The sequence below is a fragment of the Pseudomonas sp. 50_B genome, from assembly GCF_017491625.1.
Lineage (GTDB): Bacteria > Pseudomonadota > Gammaproteobacteria > Pseudomonadales > Pseudomonadaceae > Aquipseudomonas > Aquipseudomonas danubii.
This window is the reverse complement of the sequence record NZ_JAFGYX010000004.1, coordinates 208,773-222,880: the sequence shown is the minus strand read 5'-3', so window position 1 is coordinate 222,880 and position 14,108 is coordinate 208,773. Positions and strand designations below refer to the sequence as shown.

Genomic DNA, 14,108 nt, shown 5'->3' with positions numbered 1-14,108 from the left:
CTTTATTTTCAGGTGGTTAGGTGACCGATAAATGCGCCATGTGTTGATAACGCTGACTTCCTGCGCCCTGCTGGGCGGGGCCGGGATGGCCCAGGCCAGAGAGCTGCAGGCCAATGACCGTTATGTTTGCAGTTGGGGCGCAGGCACTGCTGCCCGGGCTCAGGAGCTGAAGTTGTCCGGGGTGTCGCTGTACGCGGCGCGGCAGAAGATCCAGACCTACAAGTTCAGCAAGGGCTGGATGCGCATGATGGCCCTGGGGATCACCGAGCAGACCTACGACAGCCCGTCGCGGATCAGGCCCGAAGCCTTGCGCAAAAGCTTTTACGACGACTGTGTGCGGTATAAGTTGGCCCGTCGATAGTCCACCGAGGCCTTTATGTCCACCCCCGTTTACTTCATGCAACAGGCCCTGCTTGCCGGGCGCCAGGCCTTGCCCGGCTGCCTGCCCAACCCGCCTGTGGGCTGTGTGCTGGTCAAGGACCGGCACATCGTCGGCCAGGGCTTCACCCAGCGCCCGGGCGAGCCTCACGCCGAGGCCATGGCACTCGCCCAGTGGCCCGGCGACTGCATCGGGCTCACGGCCTACGTCACCCTTGAACCCTGTTCCTTCCAGGGCCGCACGCCATCCTGTGCGCGAACCCTGGTGCAACGGGGCGTGGGCCGCGTCGTGGTGGCAATGCTCGACCCCGATTCGCGCAACGCCGGGGCCGGTGTGCAGATCCTGCGGCAGGCGGGGATCGAGGTGCAGGTCGGGCTGCTGGCTGAAGAGGCCGCGCAGGACCTGTCGGCTTATCTGCTGGCGGACGGGTATTGAGCCCGGCTGAGGTCCGCCCGTCCCGGGAGCCGCAGGAGCAACAGGCGGGCCGGGTCGGGGCGATCATCGCTGCCGATCCGCTGCGCTGGCAGTTGCTGCAGCAGGTGCAGGCCCTGGGGCTTGACGATTGCTGGATCGGCGCCGGTTTTGTCCGCAATGCGGTGTGGGATCACCTGCACGGCCGGGCCTGTTCGCCCCTGGACAGCGACGTGGATGTCATCTGGTTCGATCGCCAGCGCTGTTCTGCCGAGCTCGATCGACAACTGGAAGAGCAACTGCGGGCGAGCCATCCGGGGGTCGACTGGTCGGTGAAGAACCAGGCCCGGATGCACTTGAAGAACGGCGACCGGCCCTACCTGTCCAGCGCCGATGCCATGACCTACTGGCCGGAAACCGCCACCGCGGTCGCCGTCAGGCTGGGGGCCGAAGGGGCCTGTGAAGTGTGCGCGCCGTTGGGCCTCGATGATCTCTTGCGCTTGTTGATTCGGCCGACGACAGGTTTTGTCGAATCCAAGCGCCCGGTCTTCCTGGAACGGCTGCGGTCGAAGAACTGGCAGGGCAAATGGCCGTTGCTTAGGCTGGAGCAGGGCTGATCACTCCCGTCGTGTACTGGGTCCTTCCAGGGTGTTGAACCCGGCGGCCCTGGTGGTGAGGAGTAGGCCGCGATTCCCCGGGCAGTGCTTCTGATCCGTATTTTTCTCGCGTAACTGCGTCTGTTATCAGAACAGCCGAGGTTTGAAAATGGCGCGCCCGTCCGGCCTCCCGGCTGGAAACCGGGCCCGCTGCACCGCACACCTACTGTTCAGGAGGCCTGATGACTAAGATGGCGTTTTTCTTGTTTGGATTTTTAGCCTTGACCATCGCGATCGGTGCGCTTGCCACTATCTCTCCGACCTAGACCCCAAGCCGTTTGCAGCACCCGTCGCCAGGTAAGGCGCAAGCAGTGGCAGGCCTCTTGAGCCTGCCACTGTCGTTTCTGTCACTTGGCCCAACGCTTCGCTCCGGCCACGCACAGGATCACTGCCACTGTGACCCCGAGCATGCCCAGGCTGACCTGTTCATGCAGCAGGCCGGCGGCCAGGGCCAGGCCGAAGAATGGCTGCAACAACTGCAGCTGGCCGACGGCAGCGATCCCGCCTTGAGCCAGGCCGCGGTACCAGAAGACAAACCCGATCAGCATGCTGAACAGCGAGACGTAGCCCAGGCTGAACCAGGCCGGCAGGCTGATGCCGCTAAAGGAGGCCGGAGCGCTGAACAGGGTCAGGACCGCCATGACCGGCAACGATAAAACCAGGGCCCAGGAAATCACCTGCCAGCCTCCCAGGGTCCGGGACAGTTGCGCGCCCTCGGCGTAACCCAAGCCGCACACCAGCACCGCCAGGAGCATGAGCAAATCGCCCTGGGGCGACGCCGACAGTCCCTGGGACAGGGCATAACCCATTACCAGCAGGCTGCCCAGCACCGAGAACAGCCAGAACACCGGACGTGGCCGTTCACCGCCGCGCAATACGCCGAATACCGCGGTGGCCAGGGGTAGCAGGCCGAGAAACACGATGGAGTGAGCCGAGGTCACGTACTGCAGGGCCAGGGCGGTCAGCAAGGGAAAGCCCAGCACTACGCCCAGGGCGACGATGGTCAGGGGCAGCAATTGCTGCCTGCTGGGGCGTCGTTCCTTGAACAGCAACAGGATGCACAGGGCCAGGACCGCAGCGAGGGTGGCGCGGGCAACGGTAAGGAACAGCGGATCGAACTCCAGCACCGCGACCCGGGTCGCCGGTAGTGAGCCGCTGAAGATCAGTACCCCGATAAAGCCGTTCAGCCAGCCGCCGGCGGTATTTTCCAGCGGGGGGGATTGCAGGTGCGATGTCCGTTGCATTCAACAAGTGCTCACTACGGTTGGCAGGGGCAGGCCCGGGGTGGGGCTTGCGTCCAGCTCATCCTAGGATTGAAAATCAGCACAATCAAAAAATTGTCATGGATACAGCGCCAATGGCCCGCGCCCGCTACAAGCAGTTAGTCGATGTGTTTGCCGCCGATATCCGTCGCGGCGTGCTGGCCCCTGGCACCCGCCTGCCCACCCATCGAGAGCTGGCGGCCAGGGAAGGGCTGGCGTTGGTAACCGCCTCGCGGGTGTATGCCGAGCTGGAAGCCATGGGCTTGATCAGCGGCGAAACCGGGCGTGGCACCTTTGTCCGTGAAACCGCGCTACCGCCCGGACAGGGTGTAGATCAGCAGGCCACGGCGGCCGGAACCCTGGACTTGAACTTCAACTACCCGTCCTTGCCCGGGCAGGCAGAGTTACTGCGCGCAGCCTTGCGTCAGTTGGCGTCCTGCGGCGATCTGGAGGCCCTGCTGCGTTATCAACCCCACGCCGGCCGCAGCCATGAGCGGGCCACGGTGGCGCAGCATTTGGCGGGTCGCGGTCTGGCAGTGAAGGGCGAGCAGGTGCTGATTGTCAGTGGGGCCCAGCACGGCCTGGCGACCACGGTCATGGCCCTGCTCAAGCCCGGCGACGTGGTGGCCACCGATGCCCTGACCTACCCGGGGTTCAAGGTGGTGGCGGATGCGCACGGATTGGAGTTGCTGGCCATCCCATTGACGGCAGAAGGTCCGGACCTCGATGCCTTCGAGCGCTTGTGCCAGCGTCGGCGGGTAAGGGCGGTGTACGCCATGCCGACTTTGCACAACCCCATGGGCTGGGTGCTTGACCTGACCTGGCGCCAGCGTCTGGTGGCCCTGGCCCGCCAGCATGGGTTGCTGATCATTGAGGACGCGGCCTACGCCTATCTGGCGGACGATCCACCTGCACCCCTGGCGGCCCTGGCTCCGGAAAGCACGGTGTACATCTCGGGTTTTTCCAAGAGTGTGGCCGCCGGGCTGCGGGTCGGCTACGTGGTGGCTTCCGCAGACCGAGCGCCCTTGCTCGAACGCGCGATCCGCGCCACCACCTGGAACACCCCCGGGGTGATGACCGCCATGGCCTGTGCCTGGATCGAGGACGGCACCGTGGCGCGCCTGGAGCAGGAAAAACGTCAGGACGCCCAGGCCCGTCAGCATCTGGCTCGGGAGCTGTTGGCAGGGCTGGAGCATATCGGCCACCCCAACTCGTACTTCCTCTGGCTGCCTTTGCCCGAGGAAGTACGCGCCGATCAGGTGGCCATGGCGTTGCTGCGCGAGAACGTCTCGGTGTCTACCGCCGAGCCCTTTGTCTGCGCCGGGCCGGTGCCCCACGCCATTCGCCTAGCCCTGGGCTCGGTGGACCTGGCCGATTTGCCCGAGGCGCTGGCCAAGGTCCGGCAGGTGATCGCCCGTTACGCGTTCTGAAGCGGCACGTTCGACGCTTCGAACGTGCCGCTGACAACTGCTTTTTTAGAGCTTGAACTGGGTCACCAGCCCGTTCAGGTCCACCGCCAGCCGCGACAGTTCCTGGCTGGCGGCGTTGCTCTGGTTGGCCCCGGCCGAGGTCTGGGTCGACAGGTCGCGGATGTTGATCAGGTTGCGATCCACTTCCCGGGCCACCTGGGCCTGTTCTTCGCTGGCGCTGGCGATCACCAGGTTGCGCTCGTTGATCATGGTGATGGCCTGGGTGATCTGGTCCAGGGCCAGCCCCGAGGCGCGGGCCGCCTCCAGGGTCAGGTGTGCCCGCTCGTTGCTGTTGCGCATGGCGCTGACCGCACCTTCGGTGCCTTCTTCGATGGTGTTGATCATGCTTTCGATTTCCTGGGTCGACTGCTGGGTGCGATGGGCCAGGGCCCGCACTTCGTCGGCGACTACGGCAAACCCCCGTCCGGCATCCCCGGCCCGGGCCGCTTCGATGGCCGCATTCAGGGCCAGCAGGTTGGTCTGTTCGGCAATCGAACGGATCACTTCCAGCACCTGGCCGATATTGCGCACGTCCACTGCCAGGTGCTCGACCTGTTCGCAGGTCTGGGTCACGTCTGCCGCCAGTTGGCCGATGGAGTCCACGGTGTGTTGCACCTGCTCGCGTCCGTGGTGGGCGGTGCGGTCGGTTTCCTGGGAGGCTTCGGAGGTGCTCACCGCATTGCGCGCTACTTCCTCCACGGCGGCGGTCATCTCGTTGACTGCCGTGGCAGCCTGCTCCACTTCATTGCTTTGCTGGTGCAGGGTTTGACTGGAGTGTTCGGTGACCGCATGCAGTTCCTCGGCGGCGGAGGCCAGTTGGTTGGAGGAATCGGCGATCCGCTGCAGGGTGCCCCGCAGGCTGGCCTGCATGGTTTGCAGGGCTTGCAGCAGGCGTGCCGGTTCGTCCTTGCCGCTGACCGTGATGCTCTGGCCGAGGTCGCCGCTGGCGATGGTTTCCGCCACGGCCACGGCCTGGCCCAGTGGGCGCACGATGCTGCGGGTCAGCAGCAGGGCGAGGGCGATGGTCAGGGCCACCACGATCAGCATGATCAGCACGACCATGGCAATGGCGCCCTGGAACACCTCACTGCTCAGCTGCGCGGCGGCGACGCCACCCCGAGTGTTGGTGTCGATGATGTCCAGCAGCTCCTTGAGCATGGCGTCGGCCTGGGTCAGGAACGAACCGCCGTCGACGACATCGATGGCCGCTTCCTTGTGCCCCTGGCGCACCAGTTCCACCACCCGGTGCTGATCCTTGATGTAGGCCGCCTTGGCGCTGAGAAAGCGTTCATAGGCCGAGCGCTCCTCGGCCTCGGTGATCAGTTTCTCGTAAACGCCTTGCTGGCGATTGAGTTGCTCGTCGAGTTCGCCGACGCGCTTGAGCAGGGCCTGTACATCGTCGTGGTCACGGACCACCAGCATGCGCAGGGTGATGGTACGGATCTGGGTGCTGGTCAGGGCCAGGGCGTTGGCGGCGACAATCGATGGCTGCCAGTTCTGGTCGACCTCAAGGGATTGCTGGTTCATGCGCCGCATTTCCAGCAACGAGAAGCCCCCCAGGCCCAGTGCCAGCAGGGCGATCAGGGCGAAGCTGAACCCTGCGCGGCGGGAAATATTCATCGTTCTCAAGAGCATGACTGTGTTCCTTGTGGCGGCAAAAAGTACAACCGGCGAAGCGAGTCGCGGTTTGCATCTGTGCGGTGCGCTGTGGAGCGAGGCTTCACGGCACCGTCGGTTTTTGCACACAAGGTCGGCGGTAGGCGCATCTGATCGGCGCCTTTGCCAGGGTTTTCCAGGGGGGACAGGAGGCACGGCCGGCCTGGAAAACCCGCCGATGATATCACGATGACATCTATTTGCGGGCGCCCGGCCCGCAGCTTTCAATGGGCTTCGGTGTGCAGGAAGCCTGCGATGGAGCGGGCACTGGTCACTGGGTCGACTTGCATGAAACAGTGCTGGCCGTCGATCACCTGGGTGCTCAGGTGCCGGTTGAGGGCGGCCCAGCGTTTGATCGAGCGGGCGACGTAGGGGTAGCTGTCGCGCCCGTGGATCACCAGGGTCGGGGTCTGCACCCGGCGCAGGGATCGCCACAGGCGCCGCGGGAAGCTGCTGAAAATGTCCACCTCGCGTTCAGGGGAGCATTTGAGCGCTACGCCTTGACCGTCGTCTTTCAGACCGTGCTCGACATAGGCGTTCAGGGCCTCGTCGCTCCAGCCCTTGAAGATCCCCCGGTTGGCCAGGGCGGCCTTGGCCGAGGCGCGGTCCGGCCAATGCTGGCGGCGGGCAGCGGCCTTGCGAGCCAGGGTATGGCGACGGTTGAGGCCCAGGGCCGAGAGCAGCCTCAGGGAGCTGATCATCGACGGGCTGAAAATCACCGGGTCGAGCATCACTGCCTTGGCAAACAGCTGGGGGCGTTCGGCCACGATCAGACTGGTGAGCACGCCGCCAAAGCTGTGGCCGACGGCGTAGCGGGGCACGTCACCGTAGGCCTTGAGCCCGGCCTCGAAGGCTTCGGCCGCCAGTTCTGCGGTGCGGTTCCAACCCACAAACGGGCCGCCATGATCGCTATCGCCATGGCCCTGGACGTCGCTGAGCCACAGGTCGAAGGATTCGGCCAGCAAGGCCAGCAGCGGACGATAGGCCATGGAGCAGAAGCCGTTGCCGTGGAGGAAGTGCAGCAACGGTTTGCCCGAAGGTTCGGAGCGCAGGCCGCGCAGGGTGAAGCCTTCGGGGCAGGGGTAGGACCAGGGGAGCAACTGCATGGGGCCTCTATTCGAGCGGTGATCACAGCCGGGCATTGTCGATGGCGCGGCCCTTGAGTCAAGGGCCGATCCTGACCGAGTCCAGCACTACGCGGTCTTGAGCTGGCGAAACGACAGGCTGATGCGTTCACCGGCATTCGGGGCCTTGGGGATCGCGTGCAGCCAGTGTTTCTGCAGTTCGTCCGACATGTGCAGCAGCGAGCCGCTGGCCAGGCTGTAGTCGAAGGTGGCGCCGCTTTCCTTGTGGCGAAAGACCATGGCCCGGGCGTGACCCAGGGAGACGATCACCACCCCGGTACCTTCCACCAGTTGCTCGTTGGCATCGGAGTGGAAGCCCATGGAGGATTGGCCGTCCGGATAGAAGTTGAGCAGGCAGTTGTTGGGGCGAAAGCCCAGCAACTGCTCGATCGGCCCGCACAGCTGCTCCAGCGCCTGGGGCATCGGCACCGCCGGGTAGGTGATCTGCGAGTAGTCGTAGGGCGCGCCGAAGCTGGCGGTCTTGCGTGCGCGCATGCGTTCATCCCAGAGCACGCTGTCCTTGAGGTGGTTGAACAGGGCGTCGGGGGCCGGGATGAAGTCAGGGAACAGATCGATTGCAGGTGGCGTCATGGGGCGGCTTCAAGTGCTAGAGGGACGAGCAGCGAGTCTAACCCGGTTACGGGCGCCCTCGCTGATCGGCATTGCGCCACCGAGCAATCAGCCGCCGTTGCTGCTCAGGATGCTCGCCACCTGACGCGGCTGGCAATTGAGGTAGGCCGAGGATTTCAGCCAGCGCTGGTCCGGATACCAGGAAAACATGAACTGGCCATCCTTGAGCTTGTCTATCACCTGGCGCGCCACTTGCGGGCGTACCGCCGGGCAGCCCTGGCTGCGGCCGATGCGGCCCTGGCGCTGGCTCCACAAGGGGTTCACGTAGTCGGCGGCATGGATCACGATGGCCCGGTCCCGGGCCCGATCATTGAAGCCGGGCTCCAGGCCGTCCATGCGCAAGGAGTAGCCGTGGCTGCCTTCGTAGCTCTCCTGGGTGCGGAACAGGCCCAGGCTGGATTGATAGCTGCCCAGGCGGTTGGAGAACTGGGTGGCAAAGTTTTCCCCGGACTTCTGTCCGTGGGCAACCAGGTCGCGCAGCACCAGTTTTTTGCTGCGCAGGTCGAAGATCCACAGGCGCCGCGCGGTGGACGGTTGCGAGTAGTCGATCACCGCCAGGTGCCGGGCCTGTCGGGCACCACTGTTGACCGCGCATTGCATGGCGTTCAGGGCACTTTTCAGGGCCTGGGGATTGAGTTCCGGTGCGGCGTGAGCGAGGCTGCTGTACAGCGCGGGAGCGGGTTTGCTGGCGGCGAAGGAAGGACTGCAAAAGGCGCCCAGGGCGATAGTCGCCAGGCAGATTCGGCACAAGAAGTTCAACATGTTTAGAGCATCCCCATGATCACTTTGGCTCCTGACGTCCTGTCGTTCCCCCGGCAGTCTGGTCTATATGTTTAGATCCCAGGCCTGATTGTTCCCCATCTGCCGTAACGGTTGGCCAACGCACTGAAGGCCACGGATTGGAGTAAAGCAGTTGTTCAAAAAAACCGCATGTTACTTGAGCCTGTGCCTGCTCGCTGCGCCATTGGTCGCGCTGGCCGAGGACCCTGCGCTGGCGCCGCCCAGTGCGCTGCAACTGACGTTGACCCAGGTGGGGGTGGCTTGCCCGGCACTGAGTCCACGCCTGGATGCTTCCGCGCAACTGCTGTTGCAGGCGTTCTACCGCCAGAACGGCGAGCAGCCGGTGTGGTCCGCCGAGCATCGGCTGGCCAGCTTGCAGGCGCAATTGGCCCAGGTGATCGATGACGGCCTGGATCCGGAGCACTATCGGCTGCCGGTGAGCAGCGCAGCAGGGGATGAGCTGTGCACCGATATCGCGATCAGTCATCAGTACCTGCAAGCCTTGCAGGACCTGCACTACGGTCGCCTGTCACAGAGCCGCTTCGAGCCCTTGTGGCGGGCCCAGCCGCTGGCGGACGATCGCCAGGCGGCGTTGCTGGCGATGGCCGTGCCCGGCCTGGAAAACCTCGCCGGCGCCTTCGATCAGGCCCGTCCGGATCTTGAGCAATATCGCAACCTGCGCCAGGTTTATGCCCGTGAACGCCAGCAACCATTACCCCGTTGGCAGGCGGTAGCCGGTGGCCCGCTGTTGCGTCCGGACATGCAGGACAAGCGAGTCCCGGAACTGGCCCAGCGCCTGTACCTGGGCGGCTTTCTGCCAAGCCCCGAGGTCAGTGACGATAATACCTACAGCAGTGACCTGGTAAACGCGGTGAAAAATTTCCAGCTCAGTCATTCGCTGCAGGCTGATGGCGTGATGGGGGCGGGCACCCTCAAGGAGCTGAATATCAGCCCGGCCCAGCGCCGTGAGCAACTGCGCATCAACCTTGAACGCCTGCGCTGGCTGGCCCAGGATTTCGAACCCAATATCGTGTTGGTCAACGTTGCGGCCGCGCAACTGACCTTCTATCAGGACGATGCGGTGGTGTGGCAGACCCGCACCCAGGTCGGCCGTGCCGAGCGTCAGACCCCGCTGTTGAAGTCCCAGGTCACGCGCTTGACCCTGAACCCCACCTGGACGGTGCCGCCGACCATTCTCAAGGAAGACAAACTGCCGGAAATCCGCCGTGACCAGGGCTTCCTCAATCGTCAGAACCTGCAGGTGCTGGACGCCAATGGCCAGCCCCTGGCGCCCGAGGATGTCGATTGGGAGCGTCCCGGCAATATTCTTCTGCGCCAGGGGGCGGGCCCGCGCAACCCCTTGGGGCGCATCGCCATCCGTTTTCCCAATCCGTTCTCCGTGTACCTGCACGACACCCCGAGCCAGGCGCTGTTCAGCAAGGGGCCCCGTGCCTTCAGTTCCGGCTGCGTGCGGGTCGAACAGGCGCTGCAACTGCGCGACTGGTTGCTGAGCCCGGCAGAGCGACTGCGCACCAACGAACTGCTGGCCACCGGCCTGACCCATGAATTCCGCCTGGCCAGGCCGGTGCCGATTCTGCTCAGCTACTGGACGGTGCAGGCCGACAGCCATGGGCAACTGCTGTATGCGCCGGACATATATGGGCACGACGACGTCCTGTCCAGCGCCTTGGGTAGCAAGCTTCTGTAGGTGCTAGCCCAGGTGCAACGCGCCGCCGCGAGTGGCGGGTTTGAGGTATCTTGTGCGGCCTTTTTTCCCTTGCTCAAGGTCCTTCATGCCACTCGACAAACGCCGGCAAGCCGCCATGGAACGCCAGCTGGCCGCCACCCTGACCGAAGCCTGCGAGGCCGCCAAGGCAGAGATCGTCGGCTTTTCCTGGTTGACCCACGAAGTGAATTACGCCGCCTTTCCGGCAAGCCTGGTGGTGGCCTGGATCTTCGACACCCAGGCCCACAAGGAGCAGGCCCTGGCGGCGGGCCAGGGCTCACGGATGATTGAACTGACAGCCCGCGCCTTGGGCGAGGCCGATGTGCGCCTTGAGTCATTGGCGGCCCATGTGTTCTTCGACAGCGAGGAACAATGCCGGCGGATCAATGGCGGCGATTGGGCGCAACGCCTCAAGCGCCTGCGTCCGGGGCGGGGTTGAGCCATGGCCAAGGAAATCGACAACCCCTGCATCGCCCTGTGCCAGCTCAGCGGCGACCTGTGCGTGAGTTGCGGAAGGACCAAGGACGACATCCGCAAATGGAAGCGCATGAAGCGCCCGGAAAAGATGGCCGCCGTGCAGCGGGCCAGTGCGCGGCTCAAGGCCTTGCAGAAAAAGAAGGGTTGAAGGCCGCTTCACTCCCCGCAAGGCAGATCAGGTGCCCGGTCAGGCGTCTGATCAGACCGTTTGCCGACGCATCGCCAGGATGGTGGTGCCGAAGAAGATGAAGGTCGAACCCACCACGCGATTGACCCACTTTGACAGCGTCGGCCGGGTCAGCACGCCCTTGGCTCGGGAAGCGAGCACGGCATAGACGCTGAGGGAGATCAGCGACAGGGCCATGAAGATCAGGGTCAGGATGAAGAACTGCGGCAGCAGCGCGGCGTGCTGGTCGATGAACTGCGGGAACAGCGCGGTGAAGAAGATCGTCGCCTTGGGGTTGGTGGCGGCGGTCAGGAAGGCCGACTTGAACAACTTCAGACGCGGCGGGGGCGCGAGCTTGCCGTTGTCGGCGCTGCTGGCGCTCAGTAGCTGGCTTTTACTGAACAGCTGCTTGGCACCGAGGTAGAACAGATAGCCGGCGCCGACGATCTTCACCGCATTGAAAACCCACTCGGAACTGGCGATCAGCGCGCCGAGGCCGAGCATGGCCGCGGCAGACATGCAGAACAGCCCGCTGATATTGCCCAGTGACGACCACAGGGTCGACTTGGCACCGTAGGCCACACTGTTGTGCAGCGCCACCAGGGTGGCAGGGCCGGGGCTGGCGATGGCGATCGCCGCCACCAGGGTGTAGGTCAATATCGAGTGAGCATCCATGGTTCGGACTCGTGTTGCAGAAAAAGGGGGCTTGATTCTATAGCGGCGGTGGCCAGCTGTATGCCAGAAAATGAGGGTCTTGCAGGTCGTGGCGGGTGATCGAGGTTGCACCTTCGCAGGCGAATCGGTGCCTATTGTCAACCATTGCTGCAATCGATAGTTATCATCAAAAAGTGCAGGTTCCGTTTTTCCAGCAAAGGAGGAAGATGGCGCTTACACCGTGCTGGCTGCAGAAGGAAACACCCGATGAGAATCTCGACTCTATTGACCCTTGTGGTTGTCTTGATCGCGGGAACCGGTGCTTCTGCGACAGCCTTCGCCGCCGATGACATGTCCTGCCACTTCTTGCCCATGGCCGACAGCAGCGCCGATCTGCGGCACGCCCAGTCGGTAGGGTTGCTGTACAGCGAAAACACCCTCAATACCCTTGAATACCTGGAGCACTACCACTCGGTGGCGCTGAACGGGGCGAAAAATGCCGGGCTCGACCCGCGCATCAGTGCCGCCTTTGTCGACAGCTCCGACCCGCAACGGGCGATCAACTGGTTGACGGCGTCGTTGCAGAAACACTTTGGTAGCGTGACCCTGTATGACAGCCTCGATGCCGTGGTCCAGGCCCGGCCTGACGTGGTGGTCATGCTCGATACCTACAACCAACTGGTGACCAAGGCCAACCGCAAGGTGGAGGCGCGGTTCATCGCCAAGTTCTATGACGCCAACCTGCAATACATCGGCAAGGCCGAAGGCATTCAGGCCAAGGAGCTGCCTTCGGTCTGGGTCCGGGGCAAGGCGGCACCGGAAATTGCCGCGCAGATCAACCAGCAGACCGAGCTGCAGGTCAATGCGCTGAAGCAGTTCGACGCATCCCTCAAGGCGCTGGTGAGCCAGGGTGATGCTGGGCAGGTGGCGACCAACCAGTAAGGTCACCATTGGCTGAAAAAAAACGCCCCGGTTGATCGGGGCGTTTGCGTTCATGGCCGGGCTCGAACCCTGCCCAGGGGTTGCCGGCAGCTGTGGTTGGCAGGTCACATCTGGAGCCGGCGCCTCAAGGCGCGCCGAACATTGCAGTCCAGTAGATGCCCGCATCGCTTTTCGGGTCCACTGCATAAGCTGCACCCAGCTCGCGGTAGGCCGGATTCATCAGGTTGGCGCAGTGCCCGGGGCTGGCCAGCCAGCCGTCCAGCACCTTGCGCGCGCTGTCCTGGCCGGCGGCGATGTTCTCGCCCACTTGTTGCCCGGCATAACCGGCCAGTTCGGCGCGATCGCCCGGGGTGCGGCCGTCATGGTCCTTGTGATCGAAATAGTTCTGGTTGGCCATGGCCCGGCTGTGTGCTTCGGCGGTGCTGCCCAGGGTGGCGTTCCAGGCCAGCGGCGCGCTGGCGGCGAAGCTCTGGCCACCGCACTGCCGGGGCTGGCTGCGGGCGCTGTTGATCTGTGCCAGCAATTGCTGGCCCTCGGCTTGCCAATCCCCGAGGCGGGCGGCCAGCAACGGCCGGGCGAGGACGATGCGCCACTGGTTGGCCTGGCGATTGACGCCGATATCGACGAACTGCGGGTCCAGCACCACCTGGCAGAAGCTCTCGCGCACCGCTTGCATCGCCGCCTGGGCGTCCCGGGGGCCGGAGAGGCTGATGGCCTGCACATTGACCATGGGATAGGCCGCCCGTGCCAAGGCCTGTTGCAGGTCACCGACGTTGTCCACGGGCAGGATCAGCCGCGGATCGCTGGCCAGCGGTGGCAGCTCCGAGGAGGCCTGGTTGGCGCAACGTTGCGGCTGGCTGCGGTAGGCGTTGATCGATTCGATCAACTGCGACCGATCATCGGCCATGGCGCTGGCCGAACCCAGCAGGCCCAGCGCCAGAGCGGCGGCGGGCAAGAGCAATGGACGCAGGGGCATGAAGGTCTCCCGAGAAATGACAGCGCTCATGATGCACCCGGCGTCCGGGCTTTTCATCCGTTGGAGCATGAAATCGCTATTCACAGGCCGGTCTCAATAGAAGTCGAAGTACAGCGCCCATTCGCCCGTGTCGCGATGCTTCCAGAACATCAACTTGCCGCCGTCCACCACGTTGAGTCCGATCTTGGCGTCGGAGGCAATCTGCATCACGAATTCGAAACCGTCTCCGACATCGATCCCTGATTGGCAGTAGGACGGATAGCCCCCCAGCTTGTGTTCATAGCAGTGGCTGATCAGGTCGTAGTAACACTCGATGCGGCCGCTGCGTTCCAGGTCGAGAATGGCCTGCTCCACCTCATCGGGGATGCCGCCACCGTCCCACAGCGGAAAGTCCTCGGCCACGGCTTCGGCTTTGATCGGCATGGGTTTAAGGAAGGCTCCGGGAGCCACCAGCTCCTTGCGCACCAGCACCTCGTCGTCGCGGTATTCGCGGATCAGCCAACGTTCGCCCATGGGCTCCAGGGGTTCGGGAAAGGGGTTGGCGACAAACACGCTCAGCACCCGCACGCCTTCCAGCAGCGGGCTGTGAAAGGGCAGGGCCGGGAGATAGAGCTGTGCGAAGGGCAACAGGGTTTCACCGGCGCCGTTGCGCGGCCACTCTTCGTCTTCGCGAAACAGAAAGACTCGGCCCAGCCAGCTTTCATCCATGGCCTGGGTGGGGCGAAAGCCGCCGGCGACGAGTTTTAGCGCGGGTCTTGCCAGGCTGCGCTGGATGTCTTGAATGTCCATGCTCAAATGAA

16 protein-coding genes are annotated in these 14,108 nt (G+C 64.1%); 8 read left to right on the top strand and 8 right to left on the bottom strand.

The features are described 5' to 3' along the window. The first annotated feature begins 31 nt into the window (after positions 1-31). The 3 genes from J5M73_RS07760 to J5M73_RS07750 are packed head-to-tail and all read left to right on the top strand — an operon-like array spanning position 32 to position 1,407. Positions 32-361, top strand: a complete 330-nt coding sequence (locus J5M73_RS07760) for a hypothetical protein (protein WP_102864253.1) — start codon at positions 32-34, stop codon at positions 359-361. Between the two features lie 15 nt (positions 362-376). Next, complete coding sequence (locus J5M73_RS07755; protein WP_207815295.1) at positions 377-814, top strand: bifunctional diaminohydroxyphosphoribosylaminopyrimidine deaminase/5-amino-6-(5-phosphoribosylamino)uracil reductase RibD; 438 nt, start codon at positions 377-379, stop codon at positions 812-814. Continuing rightward, on the top strand, positions 811-1,407 hold the full coding sequence (locus J5M73_RS07750; protein WP_243433706.1) for a nucleotidyltransferase family protein: 597 nt from the start codon (positions 811-813) through the stop codon (positions 1,405-1,407). Before J5M73_RS07755 ends, J5M73_RS07750 begins: the two co-directional genes overlap by 4 nt. A 386-nt stretch (positions 1,408-1,793) precedes the next feature. Here the strand turns inward: J5M73_RS07750 and J5M73_RS07745 are convergent, their stop codons facing one another. Next, complete coding sequence (locus tag J5M73_RS07745) at positions 1,794-2,690, bottom strand: DMT family transporter (RefSeq protein ID WP_115582160.1); 897 nt, start codon at positions 2,688-2,690, stop codon at positions 1,794-1,796. 113 nt (positions 2,691-2,803) lie between these two features. On the opposite strand from J5M73_RS07745, the gene J5M73_RS07740 reads away from it, so the two are divergent. Continuing rightward, complete coding sequence (locus tag J5M73_RS07740; RefSeq protein ID WP_207815293.1) at positions 2,804-4,138, top strand: PLP-dependent aminotransferase family protein; 1,335 nt, start codon at positions 2,804-2,806, stop codon at positions 4,136-4,138. Between the two features lie 45 nt (positions 4,139-4,183). Here J5M73_RS07740 and J5M73_RS07735 read toward each other — a convergent pair whose 3' ends face one another. From J5M73_RS07735 to J5M73_RS07720, 4 genes are all read right to left on the bottom strand, one after another. Next, positions 4,184-5,812, bottom strand: coding sequence for a methyl-accepting chemotaxis protein (locus J5M73_RS07735; protein ID WP_207815291.1), 1,629 nt, complete (start codon positions 5,810-5,812; stop codon positions 4,184-4,186). 245 nt (positions 5,813-6,057) lie between these two features. Then, complete coding sequence (locus J5M73_RS07730; RefSeq protein ID WP_102864259.1) at positions 6,058-6,939, bottom strand: alpha/beta hydrolase; 882 nt, start codon at positions 6,937-6,939, stop codon at positions 6,058-6,060. Positions 6,940-7,026: 87 nt separating this feature from the next. Then, positions 7,027-7,548, bottom strand: a complete 522-nt coding sequence (locus J5M73_RS07725; protein WP_207167494.1) for an alpha-ketoglutarate-dependent dioxygenase AlkB — start codon at positions 7,546-7,548, stop codon at positions 7,027-7,029. 87 nt (positions 7,549-7,635) lie between these two features. Further along, positions 7,636-8,349 carry a murein L,D-transpeptidase catalytic domain family protein gene (locus J5M73_RS07720; RefSeq protein WP_102864261.1) on the bottom strand — a complete coding sequence of 238 codons (714 nt, stop codon included), beginning with the start codon at positions 8,347-8,349 and terminating at the stop codon, positions 7,636-7,638. Between the two features lie 151 nt (positions 8,350-8,500). Between J5M73_RS07720 and J5M73_RS07715 the strand changes: the two genes are divergently transcribed. The 3 genes from J5M73_RS07715 to J5M73_RS07705 all read left to right on the top strand — a co-directional run bounded on the left by J5M73_RS07715 (position 8,501) and on the right by J5M73_RS07705 (position 10,718). Next, the gene (locus tag J5M73_RS07715) at positions 8,501-10,075 is read left to right on the top strand and encodes a L,D-transpeptidase family protein (protein ID WP_207815288.1); all 1,575 of its coding nucleotides are present in this window, start codon (positions 8,501-8,503) and stop codon (positions 10,073-10,075) included. 85 nt (positions 10,076-10,160) lie between these two features. After that, positions 10,161-10,532 carry a hypothetical protein gene (locus tag J5M73_RS07710; protein WP_162884135.1) on the top strand — a complete coding sequence of 124 codons (372 nt, stop codon included), beginning with the start codon at positions 10,161-10,163 and terminating at the stop codon, positions 10,530-10,532. A 3-nt stretch (positions 10,533-10,535) separates the two neighbouring features. Next, entirely contained in the window at positions 10,536-10,718 is a 183-nt protein-coding gene (locus tag J5M73_RS07705) for a DUF1289 domain-containing protein (RefSeq protein WP_102864264.1), read from the top strand. A 51-nt stretch (positions 10,719-10,769) separates the two neighbouring features. On the opposite strand, the gene J5M73_RS07700 is transcribed toward J5M73_RS07705, so the two are convergent. Further along, positions 10,770-11,411: a LysE family translocator gene (locus J5M73_RS07700; protein WP_207167498.1), complete on the bottom strand. Its 642-nt coding sequence runs from the start codon at positions 11,409-11,411 to the stop codon at positions 10,770-10,772. A gap of 246 nt (positions 11,412-11,657) precedes the next feature. On the opposite strand from J5M73_RS07700, the gene J5M73_RS07695 reads away from it, so the two are divergent. Continuing rightward, the gene (locus tag J5M73_RS07695) at positions 11,658-12,332 is read left to right on the top strand and encodes an ATPase (protein ID WP_102864269.1); all 675 of its coding nucleotides are present in this window, start codon (positions 11,658-11,660) and stop codon (positions 12,330-12,332) included. A gap of 124 nt (positions 12,333-12,456) precedes the next feature. On the opposite strand, the gene J5M73_RS07690 is transcribed toward J5M73_RS07695, so the two are convergent. Then, positions 12,457-13,308 carry a CAP domain-containing protein gene (locus tag J5M73_RS07690; RefSeq protein ID WP_102880092.1) on the bottom strand — a complete coding sequence of 284 codons (852 nt, stop codon included), beginning with the start codon at positions 13,306-13,308 and terminating at the stop codon, positions 12,457-12,459. Positions 13,309-13,401: 93 nt separating this feature from the next. Beyond that, complete coding sequence (locus J5M73_RS07685; protein ID WP_207167502.1) at positions 13,402-14,097, bottom strand: DUF1963 domain-containing protein; 696 nt, start codon at positions 14,095-14,097, stop codon at positions 13,402-13,404. Positions 14,098-14,108: the final 11 nt, after the last annotated feature.

Bases quoted from the DNA above. Each gene is read 5' to 3' on its own strand.
- J5M73_RS07760 (WP_102864253.1), top strand. From the start codon at position 32: ATGCGCCATGTGTTGATAACGCTGACTTCCTGCGCCCTGCTGGGCGGG.
- J5M73_RS07755 (WP_207815295.1), top strand. From the start codon at position 377: ATGTCCACCCCCGTTTACTTCATGCAACAGGCCCTGCTTGCCGGGCGC.
- J5M73_RS07745 (WP_115582160.1), bottom strand. From the start codon at position 2,690: ATGCAACGGACATCGCACCTGCAATCCCCCCCGCTGGAAAATACCGCC.
- J5M73_RS07740 (WP_207815293.1), top strand. From the start codon at position 2,804: ATGGCCCGCGCCCGCTACAAGCAGTTAGTCGATGTGTTTGCCGCCGAT.
- J5M73_RS07735 (WP_207815291.1), bottom strand. From the start codon at position 5,812: ATGCTCTTGAGAACGATGAATATTTCCCGCCGCGCAGGGTTCAGCTTC.
- J5M73_RS07730 (WP_102864259.1), bottom strand. From the start codon at position 6,939: ATGCAGTTGCTCCCCTGGTCCTACCCCTGCCCCGAAGGCTTCACCCTG.
- J5M73_RS07725 (WP_207167494.1), bottom strand. From the start codon at position 7,548: ATGACGCCACCTGCAATCGATCTGTTCCCTGACTTCATCCCGGCCCCC.
- J5M73_RS07720 (WP_102864261.1), bottom strand. From the start codon at position 8,349: ATGTTGAACTTCTTGTGCCGAATCTGCCTGGCGACTATCGCCCTGGGC.
- J5M73_RS07710 (WP_162884135.1), top strand. From the start codon at position 10,161: ATGCCACTCGACAAACGCCGGCAAGCCGCCATGGAACGCCAGCTGGCC.
- J5M73_RS07705 (WP_102864264.1), top strand. From the start codon at position 10,536: ATGGCCAAGGAAATCGACAACCCCTGCATCGCCCTGTGCCAGCTCAGC.
- J5M73_RS07700 (WP_207167498.1), bottom strand. From the start codon at position 11,411: ATGGATGCTCACTCGATATTGACCTACACCCTGGTGGCGGCGATCGCC.
- J5M73_RS07695 (WP_102864269.1), top strand. From the start codon at position 11,658: ATGAGAATCTCGACTCTATTGACCCTTGTGGTTGTCTTGATCGCGGGA.
- J5M73_RS07690 (WP_102880092.1), bottom strand. From the start codon at position 13,308: ATGCCCCTGCGTCCATTGCTCTTGCCCGCCGCCGCTCTGGCGCTGGGC.
- J5M73_RS07685 (WP_207167502.1), bottom strand. From the start codon at position 14,097: ATGGACATTCAAGACATCCAGCGCAGCCTGGCAAGACCCGCGCTAAAA.